Source organism: Geobacter psychrophilus (assembly GCF_056821595.1).
The window spans coordinates 492,600-510,681 of record NZ_JBXDTU010000004.1 but is presented as its reverse complement, the minus strand read 5'-3'; the positions used below and the strand labels follow the sequence as shown (position 1 = coordinate 510,681).

The 18,082-nt window shown below is 54.6% G+C and carries 18 protein-coding genes; all 18 read left to right on the top strand.

Annotated features, from left to right (window positions below):
* Positions 1–8 precede the first annotated feature (8 nt).
* The 18 genes from ACOCF6_RS04565 to ACOCF6_RS04480 all read left to right on the top strand — a co-directional run bounded on the left by ACOCF6_RS04565 (position 9) and on the right by ACOCF6_RS04480 (position 17,818).
* Entirely contained in the window at positions 9–233 is a 225-nt protein-coding gene (locus tag ACOCF6_RS04565) for a YgaP family membrane protein (protein WP_482459208.1), read from the top strand.
* Between the two features lie 43 nt (positions 234–276).
* On the top strand, positions 277–654 hold the full coding sequence (locus tag ACOCF6_RS04560; protein WP_482459207.1) for a rhodanese-like domain-containing protein: 378 nt from the start codon (positions 277–279) through the stop codon (positions 652–654).
* A gap of 2 nt (positions 655–656) precedes the next feature.
* Positions 657–923 (top strand): ArsR/SmtB family transcription factor, encoded by a 267-nt coding sequence (locus ACOCF6_RS04555; RefSeq protein ID WP_482459206.1) that lies wholly within the window; start codon positions 657–659, stop codon positions 921–923.
* Positions 924–1,629: 706 nt separating this feature from the next.
* Positions 1,630–3,588, top strand: coding sequence for a DUF3373 domain-containing protein (locus tag ACOCF6_RS04550; RefSeq protein ID WP_482459205.1), 1,959 nt, complete (start codon positions 1,630–1,632; stop codon positions 3,586–3,588).
* Positions 3,589–3,718: 130 nt separating this feature from the next.
* Positions 3,719–4,042: a hypothetical protein gene (locus ACOCF6_RS04545; protein ID WP_482459204.1), complete on the top strand. Its 324-nt coding sequence runs from the start codon at positions 3,719–3,721 to the stop codon at positions 4,040–4,042.
* 27 nt (positions 4,043–4,069) lie between these two features.
* Positions 4,070–5,470, top strand: a complete 1,401-nt coding sequence (locus ACOCF6_RS04540) for a rhodanese-like domain-containing protein (RefSeq protein WP_482459203.1) — start codon at positions 4,070–4,072, stop codon at positions 5,468–5,470.
* Between the two features lie 197 nt (positions 5,471–5,667).
* Positions 5,668–7,035, top strand: coding sequence for a cytochrome C (locus ACOCF6_RS04535; protein ID WP_482459202.1), 1,368 nt, complete (start codon positions 5,668–5,670; stop codon positions 7,033–7,035).
* 121 nt (positions 7,036–7,156) lie between these two features.
* Positions 7,157–9,355 carry a molybdopterin-containing oxidoreductase family protein gene (locus ACOCF6_RS04530; RefSeq protein WP_482459201.1) on the top strand — a complete coding sequence of 733 codons (2,199 nt, stop codon included), beginning with the start codon at positions 7,157–7,159 and terminating at the stop codon, positions 9,353–9,355.
* A gap of 1 nt (position 9,356) precedes the next feature.
* A complete protein-coding gene (nrfD, locus tag ACOCF6_RS04525) occupies positions 9,357–10,514 on the top strand; it encodes an NrfD/PsrC family molybdoenzyme membrane anchor subunit (RefSeq protein WP_482459200.1) in 1,158 nt (385 codons plus the stop codon).
* A 2-nt stretch (positions 10,515–10,516) separates the two neighbouring features.
* The gene (locus ACOCF6_RS04520) at positions 10,517–11,233 is read left to right on the top strand and encodes a 4Fe-4S dicluster domain-containing protein (RefSeq protein WP_482459199.1); all 717 of its coding nucleotides are present in this window, start codon (positions 10,517–10,519) and stop codon (positions 11,231–11,233) included.
* Positions 11,234–11,295: 62 nt separating this feature from the next.
* Entirely contained in the window at positions 11,296–11,640 is a 345-nt protein-coding gene (locus ACOCF6_RS04515) for a c(7)-type cytochrome triheme domain-containing protein (protein ID WP_482459198.1), read from the top strand.
* 147 nt (positions 11,641–11,787) lie between these two features.
* Positions 11,788–12,009: a hypothetical protein gene (locus ACOCF6_RS04510; protein ID WP_482459197.1), complete on the top strand. Its 222-nt coding sequence runs from the start codon at positions 11,788–11,790 to the stop codon at positions 12,007–12,009.
* Between the two features lie 142 nt (positions 12,010–12,151).
* Complete coding sequence (locus tag ACOCF6_RS04505) at positions 12,152–13,801, top strand: methyl-accepting chemotaxis protein (protein ID WP_482459196.1); 1,650 nt, start codon at positions 12,152–12,154, stop codon at positions 13,799–13,801.
* Between the two features lie 46 nt (positions 13,802–13,847).
* The gene (gene extM, locus ACOCF6_RS04500) at positions 13,848–15,695 is read left to right on the top strand and encodes a selenite/tellurite reduction operon c-type cytochrome ExtM (RefSeq protein ID WP_482459195.1); all 1,848 of its coding nucleotides are present in this window, start codon (positions 13,848–13,850) and stop codon (positions 15,693–15,695) included.
* Positions 15,658–16,824 carry a selenite/tellurite reduction operon b-type cytochrome iron-sulfur cluster-binding subunit ExtO gene (gene extO / locus ACOCF6_RS04495; protein WP_482459194.1) on the top strand — a complete coding sequence of 389 codons (1,167 nt, stop codon included), beginning with the start codon at positions 15,658–15,660 and terminating at the stop codon, positions 16,822–16,824. Before extM ends, extO begins: the two co-directional genes overlap by 38 nt.
* Positions 16,779–17,177, top strand: coding sequence for a QcrA and Rieske domain-containing protein (locus tag ACOCF6_RS04490; RefSeq protein ID WP_482459193.1), 399 nt, complete (start codon positions 16,779–16,781; stop codon positions 17,175–17,177). Before extO ends, ACOCF6_RS04490 begins: the two co-directional genes overlap by 46 nt.
* A 135-nt stretch (positions 17,178–17,312) precedes the next feature.
* Complete coding sequence (locus ACOCF6_RS04485; RefSeq protein ID WP_482459192.1) at positions 17,313–17,567, top strand: type II toxin-antitoxin system Phd/YefM family antitoxin; 255 nt, start codon at positions 17,313–17,315, stop codon at positions 17,565–17,567.
* Positions 17,564–17,818: a Txe/YoeB family addiction module toxin gene (locus tag ACOCF6_RS04480; protein WP_482459191.1), complete on the top strand. Its 255-nt coding sequence runs from the start codon at positions 17,564–17,566 to the stop codon at positions 17,816–17,818. Before ACOCF6_RS04485 ends, ACOCF6_RS04480 begins: the two co-directional genes overlap by 4 nt.
* Positions 17,819–18,082 lie beyond the last annotated feature (264 nt).

Sequence of the window (18,082 nt, the reverse complement as noted above, 5' to 3'; positions counted from 1 at the left end):
GCAGGAACATGAAAGAAGAATTTTATATCGAACGCATCGTACGCATCGTGGCCGGGTCATTCATTATGATCTCACTGCTGCTGGCACACTTTCACAGCCCCAACTGGCTCTGGTTCACCGGCTTTGTCGGACTGAACCTGTTCCAGTCCGGATTTACCCAGTTCTGCCCGATGTTCAACATCCTGGCAAAACTGGGTGTGCCTCGCTTTCCCGGCTCCAGCTGCTGTAAATGATTGTGGAAGCTGTGAAGGAAACTGACAAAGGACGGTATGACACGTGAACAGAATCCTATGGATACTCTTGTTGCTGCTGATGGCCTGCTCATCTGCAACAGCGGCTGAAACCCGAAACATAACGGCCCGAGAGGCCAAAGTCATCCTGGATAAAAACAGGAATGCCTTCCTGCTGGATGTACGCACCCCGCAGGAATTCAGTCAGGGCCGTATCCCCGGAGCCGTGCTGATTCCGGTTAACGAGGTAGAGCGGCGAATCGGTGAAATTCCTAAAAATCGGCCTGTCATTGTCTATTGCGCGGTCGGTTCGCGCTCGCTGCCCGCCGCCCGCTACCTGTCCAAAATGGGCTATGGCGTTGTTTATCATATGAGCGACGGCATCGTGGGCTGGTATCGAAACGGTTTTCAGATTGTGAGATAGCCATGAGCGTGTATGAGACATCTGCGCTGGTCCTGAAAACACTCGGTCATCCCTTGCGGTTGAAAATTGTTGCCGGATTGGTGAAACAGCCACAATGCGTCAAGGATATCTGGGGCTGCCTCGGTTTGCCGCAAGCCGTTATTTCCCAGCATCTCGCGATGCTGAAGGCACGCGGAATCATCGAGGGCAAGCGCCACGGTGTTGAAATGCATTACACGGTCATTGACCCGGTAGCAAAGGTAATAGTCGAGTTTCTTGAACAAAATTGACGTGTCGTGAGGTACTAACATGAAAGATATTCTGATCATGGTCGCCGTTGTTGTAATCTGGATTTTACTGCAGAAGGTCATCCTGCCCAAGCTGGGTATTCAAACCTGAATGTCCGACTCTTGTGACCTCGGGGACCGGGGCACCAAAAAAAACGGGCAGGACAAGACACCATCCGGTAAAGATACGTGAGATTCAAAAGCTTGGTACAGGAGCAGATTCAAGTACGCAACGTGCCGTAACATGACTGCCCGCTACTGAGAAGGTGGCAGCAGTCCGTCATATAACAAATGTCTTCCTGTCAGAAGCCGAGTTACTCCGGTGATATGGCTTCTGACAAATCTTACTGGCGTTCAATGTTCCGTTATTTGGCCGCGAATCCTTCCCACGGCTGTTCTATTTAATTCATACCCACTATTTACTCAAAGCAATCTGCCAATAACGACAGAGTTAAACACTGCATCATATGGCGCATTGCATAATGCAATACCGTTTCCGCTATATATGCGGCACTCCTATTGCATGCAATAATTTGAATACATGGATAGTAGACTACTTAAATGGTGTGTTTTATGAATGTAACCGCAATAGTATCAAAGGATTACCTGCCATGTAAGGAGGTGAATGCCTGAAACAACATATACGTAGGTCCGTGATACCACTGACACCGCTCCAGATGATGGGGCACCACTCACAAAGGAGGAATCAATGAAGAAGTCGGTAATGAAGCTTGTATTGACAACACTGGTCGCAGGGATGTCCCTTCCAATGGCGGCACATGCGGCTGATGACGACCTGCAAAAGAGGATCGACAAGCTGTCCAAGGAAATAGCGGACCTCAAAAGCTCGGTAAAGAAGGTAGAGGACAAATCCATCGGCAAATGGCTGACTATCGGTGGTGAATACCGCTTCCGTCTGGATTCGCTGCATGGTGAAACAGTGCCGTATTCGAATGCAATCGGGACAATGGGTACGATGGTGGGCAATTTTCTGAACGACCCAACAGTAGCGGGTGTTTCCGGAAACCCTTCAGCTCTGAGTTACATGATGGCGGGCAAATCAGGGACGCTGTTTACACGGGATCAATTTGGCATGATTTTAAATAATTACATGCCGCAAGCCATGTTCAATTTTATGACTAACGGCGGTCTTGATTCAGTTATATCAAACTACATGACTACCTACGGCAGTGTTGATGCCGCGCTTGCTGCCAAAGGGCTGACGGCGCAGCAAAGCGCCATCTTGAATACGCTTTCGAATAAAGGGGTCATGACGGCAGTTATCACAAAGCTGGGCGGCGGCAATCTCGCAGCTGGCCAGGCCGCGTATCAGGGCATGATTACACAATTGGTGAACAATCTGGGCACGACTCCGGAAAAGGCCGCGTTGCTGGCAAATACGGCACTTCTGCAGTCCTTTCTTGGAGCGGGCTCTCCCAATCTCGCACAGATGCCAGCCTACAAACCCAAAAACGAAACCCTGTACACCAACAAGTTCGGTATCGACCTGACCGCCAAGGCCACCCAGGATATTACCGTTCATGCCAAGCTTGATATGTACAAATCATTCGGATCACAAAGCGATTCCACTACCATGGGCGGTTACTTCGCTGATCGCGTCGGCGTGTTCGACGGTACCCTCAGTCACGTGCCATCCGACAGCCTGCTGAATGTGGACCGGGCCTTTGCGACCTGGAGCAATATCCTCGATCAGCCGTTATGGTTCTCGGTCGGCCGTCGTCCCGCCACCAATGGCGCACCCAGCAATCTGCGTCTGAACAACGAGCGTCCCGGCAATGGCGGTACACCCGCCCTGCTGGTTGACTATGCCTTTGACGGTATGACGGTCGGGTATGCGCCGGATATCGACATGCTGCCGGGTGCCTATGCCAAGGTCTGTTACGGCCGTGGTTTTGACAGCGGCATCAAAACCGCCTCCAACAGCATCAAAGATACGGATATGCTCGGGATTGCCATCATCCCGGTGGATACCGATCCCCTGCGTGTATGGCTGCAGTGGAATCGCGGTTTCAATATTTTCGATTTCCCTGCCATGAACAACACCATCTTTGGCAATACCGCCCCGGCGACCAATCTCGGCAGCATCGACTGGTACGGGATGGGTGCCATGAGCACCCTCAAGAAGGTTGGTCCAGGTAACCTCAATTTCTTCACTGACTTCGGTTTGAGTGTTGCCCATCCGGGCGGCAATGTTTCTGATAATGCCGGGTTCCAGGGGCTGATGACCGGCGAATTCTTCGCACAGGATAGCAACCGGGCCGACCGGACCGGTTGGGCCGTCTACGCCGGTGTCCGTTATGATTTGCCATCCAAAACCAAAATCGGATTCGAGTTTAACCATGGTTCGAAAAACTGGATCACATTCGCCCCGGCTGCGGATGACATGTGGACCAGCAAAGTCGGTACCCGCGGCAATGTGTATGAGCCCTACATCATTCAGGAACTCAACCTCAAGCCGATCTCGTCGTACCTGAGCAAGGCCTTCTTCAAGCTCGGCTACCAGTATTATGACTTCGAATATACCGGCAGCAACAATTGGGTTGGGGCTCCCAAGAAGATCTCCGAAATCCAGTCAACCGACTTGATGATGCTGGCACCCATGAAGACTGCCCACGATGTCTATGCTACCTTTGAAGTGAAGTTCTAGGCTGTTTGCGGCCCGGGCGTGTGGGTTCCGCCCGGGCCGTCATATCTGTGCAGCTTGCACAGTGAAAAAAATCTGGCAGACTTGTCTGACAGACACTATCAGGTAATTAACCGTAGTAAAGGAGTCGGGTATGAAAAAGATAACTTCAGTCGTATTGCTGGTTGCAGTGATGGTCATTTCAACATTTGCGTTTGTTACGAATGCCAGCGCAGAGGAAGTGAAGATGGTGGGCACCATTTCGAAAATCGAGATGGCTGCTGATGGCAAATCCGCCAACGTGCTCCTGAAAGACACTAAAAGCGGAGAGGAAGTGGCGATTACAGTCAATGATGAACTGACCCTCGATAAGTTCAATGACAAGCGTATTGTTGACGGTGATGAAATCCGCTGCAAGTATGATAAGGTCGACAACAAGAATACGAGCAAGATGTTCAAGAAAACGGCTGGTTGCTAGATCGAATATCAGACAGGAGGAGACTTCATGATCAACAAAACCATTGTCCTTACAATGATTGCCTGTGCAGCAGGTGCTGCTGCGTCGTTTGCAGCTGATCCGGCGCCGGCAGCCAGGCCGACGATCGCCAAGATCTGCACCAACTGCCACAAGGCCGAGCCGGGTGCGGTACGCGGCCATTTTGATCTGGTATCGTTCAAGGCCAAGACCATTCAGGTAAAGATCGATGATGCCGTTGAACTGTTCAAGTTTGATGAGGACGAGATCAAGGTTGTTAACGGTGCGGGCAAAACCGGTGACGGCGAGTTCATAAAAGACAACCTGATAAAAAAAGGGCATGAAATCAAGGTTGAGTTCACGGAAAAGGACGGCGTCAAGACAGCTGTGCGGTTGATTGAAAAGCCGCCGGTCCAGGTTTCGGAAGAAATGCTGATAAAAACTGCCGAAATCGAGAAGTTTGTCGCCCTGGGGCCTGAAAAAGGGAACTATTTCCTCTTTGATTCGCGCCCGCTGCCACGCTTTCAGGAAGGTTACATCCCGACAGCCGTCAATCTTCCCTATCCGGCGTTTGACAAGCTGGCCGAGAAACTGCTGCCAAAGGACAAGAACGCCCTGATAATCTTTTACTGCGCCGGTCCATCCTGCAACATGAGCCCCGGTTCGGCCGATAAAGCCAAGAAGCTCGGCTATACCAATATCAAGGTCTACAAGGATGGCATGCCGGCCTGGTCCCAGAAGAACTATGGGGTGTTGTCGGCCCAGTTCCTTAAGGAAGCCTGGCTGGACAAGGATATTCCCCTGGTGGTGCTGGATGTGCGTCCCGCCAAAGAAGCCGCCAAGGGTTCCGTCAAGGGGGCGGTTTCTTTCCCTGCCCATCACAACGCAGCGCCACTCGTGAAAAAACTCGATCAGAAGCTGAAGAAGGCGCCGATTGTTGTCTATGACGACAAGGGGGGTGTGCAGGCGGTTACCGTTGCCAAAGAGCTGCTCAAAGCCGGTTTCAGCAATGTCAAGCTGCTTTCAGGCGGATTCGAAGCATGGCAGTCAGCCCGGTATGAGGTTGTCACCGGCAAGCTCGTCACCAAGGTCAGCTATACACCCAAACCGCGTCCCGGCGAGATCGCGCTGGACGAGTTTAAAAAGTATGCGGCGCAGCTTCCGGCCAATGTCATGATCATCGACGCCCGCAGCGCCGGCGAGGCCAAAGCCGGTATGCTCAAGACCGCCAAGCTGATCCCGGCCGAAGAGATCAAGGACCGTCTGGCCGAGATTCCCAAGGACAAGCTGGTTGTGTTCTACTGCAATACCGGTGTGATCGCCGAAGTGGCCTATAACACCCTCAAAGGTCTTGGTTATACCAATGTGAAATTCATCAATGCCAAGGTGGATTTTGACAAGAATGGCAGCTACAAGATTTCAAAAGACTAACTGGTGACGTTAATACGCGTGCCGTGTCTGGCTATATGGCGAGGTGCAGCACGCGTATTTTTTTTGTCTGCAGTCTTGAAATCCGGTTATATGGACGGTTATATGAAAATTCATATAATTGGAATAAGCGTTGCATGGCTATTGACTACATGCCATGGTGCGGTGTGAATTCAGCTTTTGTCGAAAGGAATTGAAAGATGACTGGTAAAGTAACTGCAATCCTGCTGGGGTGTACACTGCTGGCAACTGTTGTTCAGGCCAAGGAGCATCCGGGAAAAGATCATATTCTCAAGAATGGCTACCAGGGGCCGAAGACCTGCGAAACCTGCCACCCCGGCAAAGCCAAGGAAATTCTCGGTACCGTGCACTGGAAACATGCCTCGAAGGTGGACCATGTCGACAACATAAATCCCAACGAAGAACATGGCATGAAGGACCGTATCTACACCATGTGCAATGGTAACGATATCGTCAACAACCTGAAGGAGGTGCCGCCGAATGCGCTCGGCAAAACCAAGTTTACCGGTTGCAATACCTGCCACCCGGGCGATCATACCAGTGATGTCGGCAGTAGCGGGCCCCAGGCGGAACAGGCTATCGACTGCCTGATCTGCCATTCCTCCAAGTATGATTACAGTAAACGGAAGGCGGTCAAGGACAAGGACGGCAAGGTTGTCATGACCCAGGACCGCAGCACCGAGGCCGCCGCCTATATCGGCAAACCGGGCATCAAGAACTGCATGGTCTGCCATGAATCTGCCGGCGGCGGCGCCATGATCAAACGGGGCTTCTCCATGGCCAAGGAGGCCGAGGTCCATGTCTCCAAGGGCATCATCTGTGTTGACTGCCATCAGGTGAAAAACCACAAATTCCCCACCGGTCGCGATCCCAACAACTGGGCCCATGACGGCATCTACATGACCTGTGTCGGTGAATGTCACAGTGCCAAGCCGCATGCTGATGCCGATTATAACAGGCACACCGCAACAATCGCCTGTCAGACCTGCCATATCCCGAAGACCGGCGGAGCATTTTCCAAGGACTTCACCAAATGGGAAAAGCAATCCAACGGTTTTTACGAGCCGTCAACCCTCAAGCGGGAAGTCAATGAAACTACCCCGGTGTATGCCTGGTACAACCTGACGGTCAGCAATACGCCGCAGTTCATCGGCCCCAAGGGGAGCAGGACGGACGGGAAAAGCAAGATCTATCCCTTCAAGGTGTTCCAGGGCAAGGCCTATTTCAACAAACTGAACGGCCAGCTGTTGTCCATGGACTTTGCCCCGCCGATTTCAAACGGCGACTCGCTGGCGGGTGTTGCGTCGGCTGCCAGGATCCTTGGCATCAAGGAGTATGAACCGGTTCCGGGGTGGCAGACGATCTATTTCGGCAGCAACCACCAGGTAACGCCCAAGAACAAGGCGCTTAATTGTGCCAACTGCCATGCGCTCAATGGTGTGCTCAATTTTAAAGAGCTGGGATACAGCTCCAAGGAAGTGGACAGGCTTACCAATCCGGAGTTGTATTTTGAAAAGTTGCTCAAGCAGCAGCAGGAAAACGAGTAGAACGTAAAGGGGCGTGATTCATTGCGCCCCTTTACCTGTTTCCAGGGAATTGCATAGATCCCGGTCTCAATCCGCTTTATCAGTGAAGTCTGTTATGCCACGTCAAGTCAGGAGGTAACGCGTGTCGCCAAAATTCTCTCGCAGGACATTTTTCAAGGTTTCAGGCGCAGCAACAGCGGGATTGACGGTTGCTGCTTCCATGCCTGAAAAATTTCTCTCCTGGGCCGAAGAGGCCGGTCAGAAAGATATGAAGCAGATTGCCACATTCTGCGAACTCTGTTTCTGGAACTGCGGTCTGATCGCCAAGGTGGAGAATAACAAGGTTGTCAAGGTGGACGGAAACCCCCTGAGCCTGCGCGGCCGCGGCCGTCTGTGCGGCCGGGGCAATGCTGCACTGGGCGCGTTGTATGATCCGGACCGTCTCAAATACCCGATGATCAATACGGGCAAACGGGGCGAACCGGTCTGGAAGCGGGCCACCTGGGACGAGGCGCTTGGTCTGATCGCCGAAAAGATGAACGGTATCAAACAAAAACATGGTGCCGAATCCATGGCGCTGTTTTCACACGGAACCGGCGGAGCCTTCTGGAAGCACCTGCTCAAGGCCTATGGCTGCAATAATTATACGGCTCCATCGTTTGCCCAGTGTCGCGGCCCCCGTGATATGGGCTTTTACCTGACCTACGGATCAGACGTCGGTTCGCCCGAATACTACGATTTCAGCAAGAGCAAATACATCGTCCTGATCGGCTCTCACCTGGGGGAAAATGCCCATAACAGCCAGGTGCAGGACATCATGAGCGGCCTGGCAGATGGCGCACGATTGACCGTGGTCGATCCGCGTCTCTCCAATATTGCCTCCAAGGCCGACCGCTGGCTGCCGATCAAGCCTGCCAGCGATATGGCGCTGCTCCTGGCCTGGATCAGGATCATCATCGAAGAGGGGCTGTATGACAAGGCGTATATCGAAAAGTACGCCTCCGGATTGGACGAGCTGCGGGCGGCCGTGCAGCAGTATACCCCGGAATGGGCCGAGATCGAGACCACCATTCCGCGTGACACCATCGTCAAAGTAGCCCGCGAGATGGGCAGGAACGCCCCGCATGTCTGTGTCGGCGCCGGACGTTACTCGGTCTGGTATGGTGACGATACCCAGCGCAGTCGCGCCATTGCCATACTCAACGCCCTGCTTGGCACCTGGGGGCGCGAGGGGGGCTATTTCTTTCCTGCCAAGGGCGGCGTACCCGAATATCCCGGCCTGCCCGACTATCCACCCCACGCGGATGTACCCAAGCTGGATGCGGCCTATCCGTTTGCCGCACTGCAGACGACAACCTCCATCAAGCATGCCTCCATCACCGGCAAACCGCACCCGATCAAGGGGTGGTTCATTTACGGCTGCAACCTGATGAAGACCCTGCCGGACAAGCAGGAGACCATCAAGGCCCTCCAGAACCTCGAGCTTGTGGTTGCCGTCGATGTGCTGCCGGCCGATATCATTGCCTGGGCCGATGTTGTCCTGCCGGAGTGTACCTATATGGAGCGCTACGACAATCTCAATATCGGCAAGTTCAAGGAACTGGAGATATCACTGCGACAGCCGACGATTGAGCCGCTCTGGGAGTCCAAGCCATCCTGGTGGATGACCAAGGAGCTGGCCGGCAAGCTCGGACTGTCAGCCTACTTCCCCTGGAAGGATGGCGAGGAATACCTGACCAGGCGTTGTGAGGCCGGCGGCATCGATTTTGCCGAACTGAAGAAAAAAGGTGTCATCGTCAAGACAGACACGTCGGCCCCCTACATCACCGATGCAAGTCAACCGGAATTCGGGACCCCTTCCGGCAAGATCGAGCTGTATTCCAAGCAGCTGGAAGAGAAGGGTTTTGACCCCGTGCCGAAATACACCCGGCACCCCCAGCCGCCGGCCAATCACTTCCGGCTGCTGTTCGGACGTTCGCCGCTGCACACCTTTTCCCGGACAACCAACAACTTCATGCTGACCGATCTGCAGAAGGAAAACGCACTCTGGATCAATGCAAAAAAAGGGAAAGAACTGGGATTGAAAGACGGGGAATATGTCTCGCTCGTCAATCAGGACGGGGTTACGACACCCGGCAGGATCAAGATCAAGCTGACCCAGCGTATGCGCGATGATGCCGTTTACATGTACCATGGTTTCGGCGTTCATTCCAAAGGGATGACCCGGGCCAACAATCAGGGGATCGCGGATGACGACCTGATTACGAAATATGTCATCGACCCGATCATGGGGGGCACTGCCATGCGCGGAATTTTTGTCAAGATTGTGAAGGGGGCCTGATATGCGACTATTCGGAGTTCTCATTCCTGAAAAGCAACAACTTCTCACCACAGCGTCTGATGTAGTCAAAGGGAGGGCCGGCCTGACACTGTACTCCTCCCTGTTCGGCCTGGCGATCGGATTCTACGCCATCGCAGCCATCTTCATCCAGGGGCATGCCCATACCATCAACACCTCCAATCTGGTGCCCTGGGGGATGCAGATATCCACCTATATCTATTTTGCACTGCTCAGCACCGGCTGCACCTTTGTCAATTTCTTCGGCCATGTGTTCTTTGAGAAACAGTACCGGCCGTTCGCATCACGGATCATCTTTGTCGGCATCATCACGGCGGTGGCGGCCTTCTTCTCCCTGGCAACCGAGATGGGGCATATCGAGCGGATGTACTACTTCCTGCTGTCGCCAAACCCAAAGTCTCCCATGTTCTGGATGGCGATCTGGTACACCTGCTATGTGATCGCAATCACATGGGAATACGTAAATATCCAGACCAACAGGCATTCCAACCGGGTCATGTGGGGGGCGTTCTTTATCGCAATCTTCACCCACAGCACCCTGGGAAGCCTGCTCGGATCAGTCAGTTCGCGTGTCTACTACTACAGCGCACTGATGCCGATCTACTTCCTGTTCATCGCCTTTCTGACCGGCTGCTCGCTGACAACGATCATAGCCGCCATTACGGTCAAACAGAAAAATCTGGACGAAAATTACCATCTCCATCCTTTTGTGACCTTGCTCAAGGTCGGATTGGGACTGGCGCTGCTGATCACGTTCTGGCGGACCATGATCGGCCTCTCGGCGCATCTGGAGGGGTCCGAGGTGTTCTCGCTGACATTGATCAACAGTGTGCTGTTCGGGATCGTGGTCGTCATCATTATTCCCTACATCCTGCTCAAGATGGGCCAGAGCGCCAACTGGCTGATCTTTGTGGGACTGTTTATCATGGGAACCCAGCTGAAGGCCCGTAACGACCTGGTTGTCGGCGCGTTCAAGATTCCGCTTTTCAGGGTCTATGACATGCCGGAGGTTGTGCACTATGTACCGTCAATCTACGAGAATCTTGTTGTTGTGGCGTCCGCTTCGCTCGTGATGGTGCTGTATATTATTTTCGAACGCTCAGGCGTTTTCGAGGCGCGGAACATCAAGGAGGACCACTGACCATGGAACAGTTCGATGGTAAAGATATTCTGGAAATCATGCATGCGGACCTGCAGCGCGCCCTGAAAAAACCGCGAAATGAGCGCCGGTGGGCGATGGCGATCGATCTTAAGAAATGCATCGGCTGCCACGCCTGCACCACCGGATGCATGTCCGAAAACCTGACCCCGCCCGATATTCACTATCGACCTGTCAAGGAAGAGGAAATCGGCGAATTCCCCAATACCGGCATGCGTTTTCTGCCGCGTCCCTGCTTTCACTGCGATTCGCCGACCTGCACCCCGGTCTGTCCGGTCACGGCCACCTATAAACGGGACGACGGCCTGGTCATGATTGACTACAAAAAATGCATCGGCTGCCGTTACTGCATTGTAGCCTGTCCCTACGGAGCCCGTTCGGCCGATTCAGGGCATTACTACACTGGTGATTTTCACGACAAGACCTACGAGGTGGAGAACTCCGGCGAGTACGGTGGCACGTTCAAGCGCAAGAGCCACTGGCACTCGCCGATCGGCAATGCCCGCAAATGCCACTTCTGCATCCATCGCGTGGAAAAGGGGCAACTGACCCGCTGTACGACCACCTGTCTCGGCAGTGCCACCTACTTCGGTGACATCAACGACCCCAACGCGCTGATTACAAAACTGATTTCAAAGCCGAATGTCTTTAGATACAAGGAAGAGATGGGAACAAAGCCGATGGTGTACTATATCTCCTAGCCCTGATGAACCGACAGAGTCGGCCTATATCGTTGCAGAAAAAAAGCATTGAAGGAGGGATCATGGGACTGAAATCAATCCGGTTATTGGCGGCGTTACCTGTGTTGGTGTGCGGGCTTGCGTACGGGGCATCCATGCAGGACATCATCTATAAGGGAGACAAGGCTTCGGACGTGGCCATATTTCATGGGGACAAGCATCTGAAGCGAGGCTTCAAGTGCGAAGAGTGCCACAACAGGGAGATGTTCCCGAAAAAGGAAAAAGGGGCAACGGTCATAACCATGAAGGCCATCCAGCAGGGTAAACTCTGCGGCAAATGCCATAACGGGAAGACCGCATTCGGCATCGACCATCACTGCGACAGGTGCCATCCCAAGAAAGGTCCTGATACGCTCATTTATGACTGATGACAGTCAACCCGGTCCCGCTGTCTTTGCTGTGCATGGATCTGACGGGAATCGAATAAAGAAAACTGGACATTTAAGCCGAATATGCTAATAACAGCATATTGTGATTAAGCCGGATTGTCGGCAAACAAATAAAGGAGAATAGACATGAAAAGAATCGTAGCGCTGATGGTAGCATCAATGATGACTCTGAGCTTTTCGATGATTGCCGTTGCAGCCGATGAGAAAGTCGCCGAAAAAACGGCTGCTGAGAAGGCTGAGATGAAAGATGCCAAGAAGGATGCCAAGAAAGACAAAAAGAAGGATGCCAAGAAGAAAGAGGAAGCCAAGCCTGCTGCCAAGGGCAAGAAGGAAGTTTCCGGCTGCTAGTGGCAGGTTCGCTCAATTACTACGAGACATGCCGGCAACGGCATGTCTTTTTTTGTTTTCAAAAGAAGATAGCTAATTGTCAATAGCCGGGGCTGTGGTAGTATGCCTGATTACGGAGCTGGAATTATTGCGGAGGTGGTACATGAGTGTCAGCATTAAAGCCAAATTGTTGGGCATTACATTGTTCTTGCTGGTGCTGATGGTGATCGTTGGCGTCATCGGCCTGGCCGGCTTCCGGCAGAGCAATCAGGCCCTGGAAAATGTGTATCAGGTCAACATGAAAAATTCCGGGCTGCTGACCAAGATTGACGGTTTGATGCGCGCCAACCGCATTCAGATGCTGCTCTCCCTGCAGCATGATGCCAAGAACGAATTCAGCTCCCTGCATGCACACCCCACCAGCATGCATACCGATCAGACCTTGAAGTATATCGCCGAGATAGACCAGCTCTGGAGTGAATACAGTGCTCGCCTGCAGGACAAGTCCTCCCGTGATCTGGCGGAAGCATTTCAAAAGGATCGTCTCGTGTACATCAAGGAAGGTCTGGAGCCGGCCATAAAAGCTGTTCTGGCCGGAGATTTCCGGGAGACGTACCGCATCACTTTCGATGTGATCAACCCTTCCATCCAGAAAGCCAACAAATCCATGGAAGCTCTCATGCAGCATGAAGTCGAGGTTGCCAGGGACGCCTTTGCAAAAAGCCAGCAGCAGTATACCCTGTTTCGCACCATCATCATCGGGTCGATCCTGGGGGCACTGGTCTGCGGATTGGCGGCCGGTTTTATCATTGCCGGCGCCATCGGCCGCTCGTCGCTGCTGCTCAAGGATACCGCTTCGCAACTGGCCTCAGGCAATCTGACCGTGCGCGCGACAATCGCATCCCGCGATGAATTGGGGGTCATCGGGGAAAGTTTCAACCAGATTGCCAACACACTGCAGTCGGCAATGGAACGGATCAGTGCCTGCTCGGTTGAGCTTACGTCGGCAGCCGGTGAACTGCGCGCCAACGCCGAACAGATTGCCGACGGTTCGGAACATGTCGCTGCCCAGGCGGTGACGGTCGCCACTGCCGGAGAAGAGATGGCTGCAACCTCTAATGATATCGCCAGCAACTGCAGCATGGCGGTGGAAAGCGCCAACCGGGCATACAGCACCGCCAGCAATGGCGCTGAGATCGTCCAGCAGACAGTAGACGGCATGTCCCGGATTTCCGGCAAGGTACAGGACAGTGCCCGCACCGTGGAGAGCCTGGGGGCGCGCTCCGATCAGATCGGCCAGATCATCGGCACGATCGAGGATATCGCCGACCAGACCAACCTGCTGGCCTTGAATGCAGCCATCGAAGCGGCCCGGGCCGGCGAGCAGGGGCGCGGTTTTGCCGTGGTTGCCGACGAAGTGCGGGCCCTGGCCGAACGCACTACCCGGGCGACCAAAGAGATCGGCGGTATGATCAAGTCGATCCAGGGCGAGACGAGGAATGCGGTGTCAGCCATGGAAGAGGGGGTCCTTGAGGTGGAGCGCGGGACGAACGATGCGGCCCGCTCCGGACGTGCCCTGGAGGAAATCCTGTCTCAGGTGAGCGAGGTGACCGGACAGATCAACCAGATCGCCACAGCCGCCGAGGAGCAGACCGCCACGACCAACGAGATCAGCGGCAATATGCAGCGGATCACCGAGATCGTTCAGGAGACCGCCGGAAGTTCGCAGATGACCGCCGCTGCCGCCGGGCGGCTGGCCGGCCTGGCATCGGAACTGCAGGGTATTGTGGATCAGTTCCGGCTTAAAGTCTGATTACGCTACGTGACCGTTGATGCATAACCGCTTGGTATCATCTCACATGAACAGGGCCGGCCGGATGGTGGCGGTCCTGTTTTTTTGTGGACTGCTGCTGATGATGAGCGCGTGTGCCGAGCGTGGCAGGGAAGAGCTGTGCGCGTCGTGCCACGCCGGCATCGAGCATGTCTCAAAGTCCCACGGCGGCTGCGTCGACTGCCATGGCGGTGATCCGCTGGCCCGTGACAAAGACAGGGCCCATGCCGGCCTGCGCGGCCCCGCCAATCCCTCTGCCCCGGACGGCTGGGAGGAGGCCTGCGGCCGTTGTCACCGCTATCAGCTGGAACGGGTCCGGTCCACGATCATGCAGACCAATGCCGGCATGATCCGCAACATCCAGCTGACCTGGGAAGGTGAGGACAACAGGAACTACACAACGGTTGGCGGCAAGGCCTTTGACGCCTCCGGCCTGCCGGTTGAAACCCTGTCGGTGGCAGAGTTGGACAACCTGTCCGGCGAGCTGTACCGCAAGTTCTGCTCCCGCTGCCATGTGGGCATCGCCAATGGGGAATCCTACGCCGCTGCCCATGCCTCAGGCTGTGCCGCCTGCCATTTCCCCTGGAACGATACCGCCACCTACGCGGGCCGCGACACAACCATGCAGGGCAAGGCCGGTCATTCCGCTTCTCACGCCATGACAGCGCTGCCGGATACGCAGGTCTGTGCCCGCTGCCACAACCGCAGCGGCCGTATCGCCTACTCCTACCAGGGGCTGTACGATGGCAACAATGCCCTGGTGCCGACCAGCAGTGGCGAAGCGGGGCCGGTGATGACCAGCGGAGCCCGCACCCTGACCCATATTGCACCTGATGTCCACTTTGCAGCCGGCCTGGAGTGCATTGACTGCCACACATCACGGGATGTGATGGGAGACGGCTTCGCCTACCGCAGCATGTATCTGCAGACCGAGGTGGCCTGCGAAGACTGCCACGGCAGCGCCGGCGAACTGCCGCGCTTTCGCACGGTTTCCCGCGAAAACGAGGAACCGCTGCGTGAATCCCGAAACTACAAAATACCTGTGCGCAATGGTATGCGCATGATCCAGACATCCAAGGGGCGCAGCTATTCCAACGTGTTCTATCAGGACGGCACGATCTGGCTGCAAGGCAAGCGCAGCGGCAAACTGCACCGCAGCAAGGTCATCACCGGCACCCCCGAGCATACGGTCAGCGGGCATCAGCGCCTGGAATGCTACAGCTGCCATTCGCATACTTCGGTACAGTGCTATGGCTGCCACACCCGCTATGACAAGGCCCGCAGCGGCATGGACTTCATCAAGGGCCAGGAAACGCCGGGCGCCTTCAGCGAGACGGAGGATTACCGCATGCTGTACCCCTTCCCGCTGGCACTCAACCAGCGGGGACGGATCTCGCCGGTGACGCCCGGTTGCCAGACCTTTGTCACCGTGGCTGAGCAGGATGGTTCACACTCCAAAACGGAATACATCTCACAATTCAAGGGCAGGCAGCAGCTCCGTTTTGCCCCGTTCTATTCGCACAACACCGGGAAAAAGGCCCTCGGATGCGTCGAATGCCACGGCAACCCGGCCTTCCTCGGTTTCGGCCAGCATGTTGTTGAAGGGAACAGTATCAAGGCTACTCTGATCTGCGAGCGTTCCGACAGCAAGCCACTGGATGGTTTCCTGACCATGGAAAACGGGAAGGTTAACGCCCATTCCGCCATCACCCGCGAAAACGCCCGCCCACTGAACGGCAGCGAAGTAAAACGGACACTGGCTGTCAACCTCTGTCTCCCCTGCCACTCGAAGGCCTCAGACCCGATCTATCGGAAAGGACTCAATCAACGTGCACTTGATGATGCTCTTCATCGCCGTCTTTTGTCTCTCCCTTAGTTCCGGGGCAGAGGCAGAACATGGCGGACTTGTCTGTGTCTCCTGTCATCACACGGATGCCGGAAAGGTTCCGGACGGCTGTGCGGTATGCCATAATGACTACGACCGGATCTTTGTGTCCCCGATGGCCCATCGCACCGGGGAAAAACAGTTCGTGCAACGGAGCTATGCCCGGGTCGATTCGGAGTTCTGGTACAAAAATTGTGATTCCTGCCACGTAAGCAGCTGTCGGGACTGCCATGACGGGGTGCAGCCATCAAAGCCGACTGTGGCGGCTTGTCAGAAGTGTCATAGAGGATATTATACCGGCTGGGATTATTCCGGACGGGCTCCCCGCGAGGATAACATGCGCTACCAGCGCGGCATCGAGGTGAATGGCGAGACCTTCCTGAAGATGGCGCCTGACGTGCATTACCGGGCCGGTATGACCTGTGGTGCCTGCCACTCCATGGCAAGTCTGATCAGTGGGCAACGCTCGTCAAAACGGTGTCTTGATTGCCACACGCCGAGTCGTAAACCGGTGGAACACCGCATTTCCGCCCATATGCAGCGGCTGGAGTGCTATGCCTGCCATTCGGCCTGGGCACCCCAGGAGTACGGCAGCTTTTTCCTGCGCTTCCGCGACCCGCGCCTGAAGGAGGAGTTTGACCTGACGCAGGGACCGAGTGCAGAATACCTGCGCAGCGCCTACCTGAAAAAGCAGGATGCACCGCCGCTGGGGATCAATGCCGCCGGGAGGATCAGCCCGGTCAGGCCGATGTTCATCGCCTATTATACGGATATCATGAGCGCCAGAAACAGCGGCCCGGAGAATACCCTGCTGGCAGCCGAGTGGCGGGCCTATTTCCCGCACACAGTTCAGCGCGGCAGCGTGACCTGCGAGGGGTGTCACGACAATCCGACCCGCTTCCTGCTGGAACCGGACGCCCGGCGCATCTACAATCTGGAAAAGAACGGCCTGGGGCTGGCATCATTCTGGCTTCAGAAAGGACAGCGGGTCAGCAACGGAAGTTTCATGGATGCCGGACGCTACCTGCGCATGAGTAGCAAAAGCCCGGCCTATACAAAGGCGTACATACAAAAATGGAAAACCTTCCTCAATCGCGTCGAACATTCATCACGACCCTGAGCCTGCTGCTCGTGTCGGGCGGCATGCTGGTGCGCTATCTCACCCCGCGCAGCGCCGGGAAACGCCGGGTCCTGGCCAGCGCTGCTGCGGCGGATGTACCGGTCAACGGTGCACTGGTCTTTCGCAGCGAGCGGATTGCCCTGCTCCGGGATAATAAGGGCTGGTATGCCTTGAGCCTGGTCTGTACCCATCTGGGCTGTACGGTGACTGTTACGGAGGGTGAACTTTCGTGCCCCTGCCACGGCAGCCTTTTCGACCGCCAGGGGAGGGTGCTGAAGGGGCCGGCAGACAAGCCGCTCATGCGTTTAGCGGTGAAAGAAAGGGATGGCGTTATTGAGGTAACGGAGGGGTAACGTCATAAGGATGACCAGTCTCTCCAGTTTTCCGGGCGATCCGGGCGAGCTGCAAGTTGGGAATTCGGTTTGTTGCTCTTGCAAGATTAATATCCACATGTTATTGTACAACATCTTGTCATTATGGAGGTCGTTATGCAGGCTATTTCATACAGCGAAGCACGTCACGATCTTAAAAACGTCATGGACGATGCTTGCAACAACCACGAACCGATCCTGATCACGCGTCGAAAGGGTGAAAGCGTGGTACTTGTAAGTCTGGAAGACTATGAGTCCATTATGGAGAGCGAATATTTACTTTCCAGTCCGGCTAATGCTTCTCGATTACTGCAATCACTTAAAGAGGCACGGTCCGGCAAGCGTACCCCCATGGATGCTCTTGGGTTATGAACGTCACTTTCACTCCGACTGCTCTTGACGACCTGCGCTATTGGCTAAAGACTGATAAACGCCAGGCAGAACGGGTCTTGGCGCTTCTTGAAGAAATTCGGAGAACCCCTTTTGAGGGCACAGGAAAACCGGAACCACTTCGTTTTCAGCTTGCTGGCTGCTGGTCGCGCCGCATTGACCGGGAACATCGGCTTGTCTACCAAGTGGAAGAAGCAGAGATTGTGGTTATCGCCTGTCGTTATCATTATTGATTTCAATTTCCGTTATTCTTGAATTTGATGCTGTCATTTTCCTCTATGAACCATCCTTCTTGGCCTACACTTCCTCTTACTTTCCATGTTCTAAAGTCTTTTCCATATCCCATGCGAAGAACCATCACGTGTTCACCGATTGATATTTTGCCTGTTTCTCTGTTTGAAGTGGGGTAATCCTGCGGTGCCTTTTCAAGTAAAGGTATCGGCTTCAGGATAGAAATTTCATGATGATTTCTGCGTCAAACATGTGACTATCGGGGA

Bases quoted from the DNA above. Each gene is read 5' to 3' on its own strand.
- ACOCF6_RS04565 (WP_482459208.1), top strand. From the start codon at position 9: ATGAAAGAAGAATTTTATATCGAACGCATCGTACGCATCGTGGCCGGG.
- ACOCF6_RS04555 (WP_482459206.1), top strand. From the start codon at position 657: ATGAGCGTGTATGAGACATCTGCGCTGGTCCTGAAAACACTCGGTCAT.
- ACOCF6_RS04550 (WP_482459205.1), top strand. From the start codon at position 1,630: ATGAAGAAGTCGGTAATGAAGCTTGTATTGACAACACTGGTCGCAGGG.
- ACOCF6_RS04545 (WP_482459204.1), top strand. From the start codon at position 3,719: ATGAAAAAGATAACTTCAGTCGTATTGCTGGTTGCAGTGATGGTCATT.
- ACOCF6_RS04540 (WP_482459203.1), top strand. From the start codon at position 4,070: ATGATCAACAAAACCATTGTCCTTACAATGATTGCCTGTGCAGCAGGT.
- ACOCF6_RS04535 (WP_482459202.1), top strand. From the start codon at position 5,668: ATGACTGGTAAAGTAACTGCAATCCTGCTGGGGTGTACACTGCTGGCA.
- nrfD (WP_482459200.1), top strand. From the start codon at position 9,357: ATGCGACTATTCGGAGTTCTCATTCCTGAAAAGCAACAACTTCTCACC.
- ACOCF6_RS04520 (WP_482459199.1), top strand. From the start codon at position 10,517: ATGGAACAGTTCGATGGTAAAGATATTCTGGAAATCATGCATGCGGAC.
- ACOCF6_RS04515 (WP_482459198.1), top strand. From the start codon at position 11,296: ATGGGACTGAAATCAATCCGGTTATTGGCGGCGTTACCTGTGTTGGTG.
- ACOCF6_RS04510 (WP_482459197.1), top strand. From the start codon at position 11,788: ATGAAAAGAATCGTAGCGCTGATGGTAGCATCAATGATGACTCTGAGC.
- ACOCF6_RS04505 (WP_482459196.1), top strand. From the start codon at position 12,152: ATGAGTGTCAGCATTAAAGCCAAATTGTTGGGCATTACATTGTTCTTG.
- extM (WP_482459195.1), top strand. From the start codon at position 13,848: ATGAACAGGGCCGGCCGGATGGTGGCGGTCCTGTTTTTTTGTGGACTG.
- extO (WP_482459194.1), top strand. From the start codon at position 15,658: ATGATGCTCTTCATCGCCGTCTTTTGTCTCTCCCTTAGTTCCGGGGCA.
- ACOCF6_RS04490 (WP_482459193.1), top strand. From the start codon at position 16,779: ATGGAAAACCTTCCTCAATCGCGTCGAACATTCATCACGACCCTGAGC.
- ACOCF6_RS04485 (WP_482459192.1), top strand. From the start codon at position 17,313: ATGCAGGCTATTTCATACAGCGAAGCACGTCACGATCTTAAAAACGTC.
- ACOCF6_RS04480 (WP_482459191.1), top strand. From the start codon at position 17,564: ATGAACGTCACTTTCACTCCGACTGCTCTTGACGACCTGCGCTATTGG.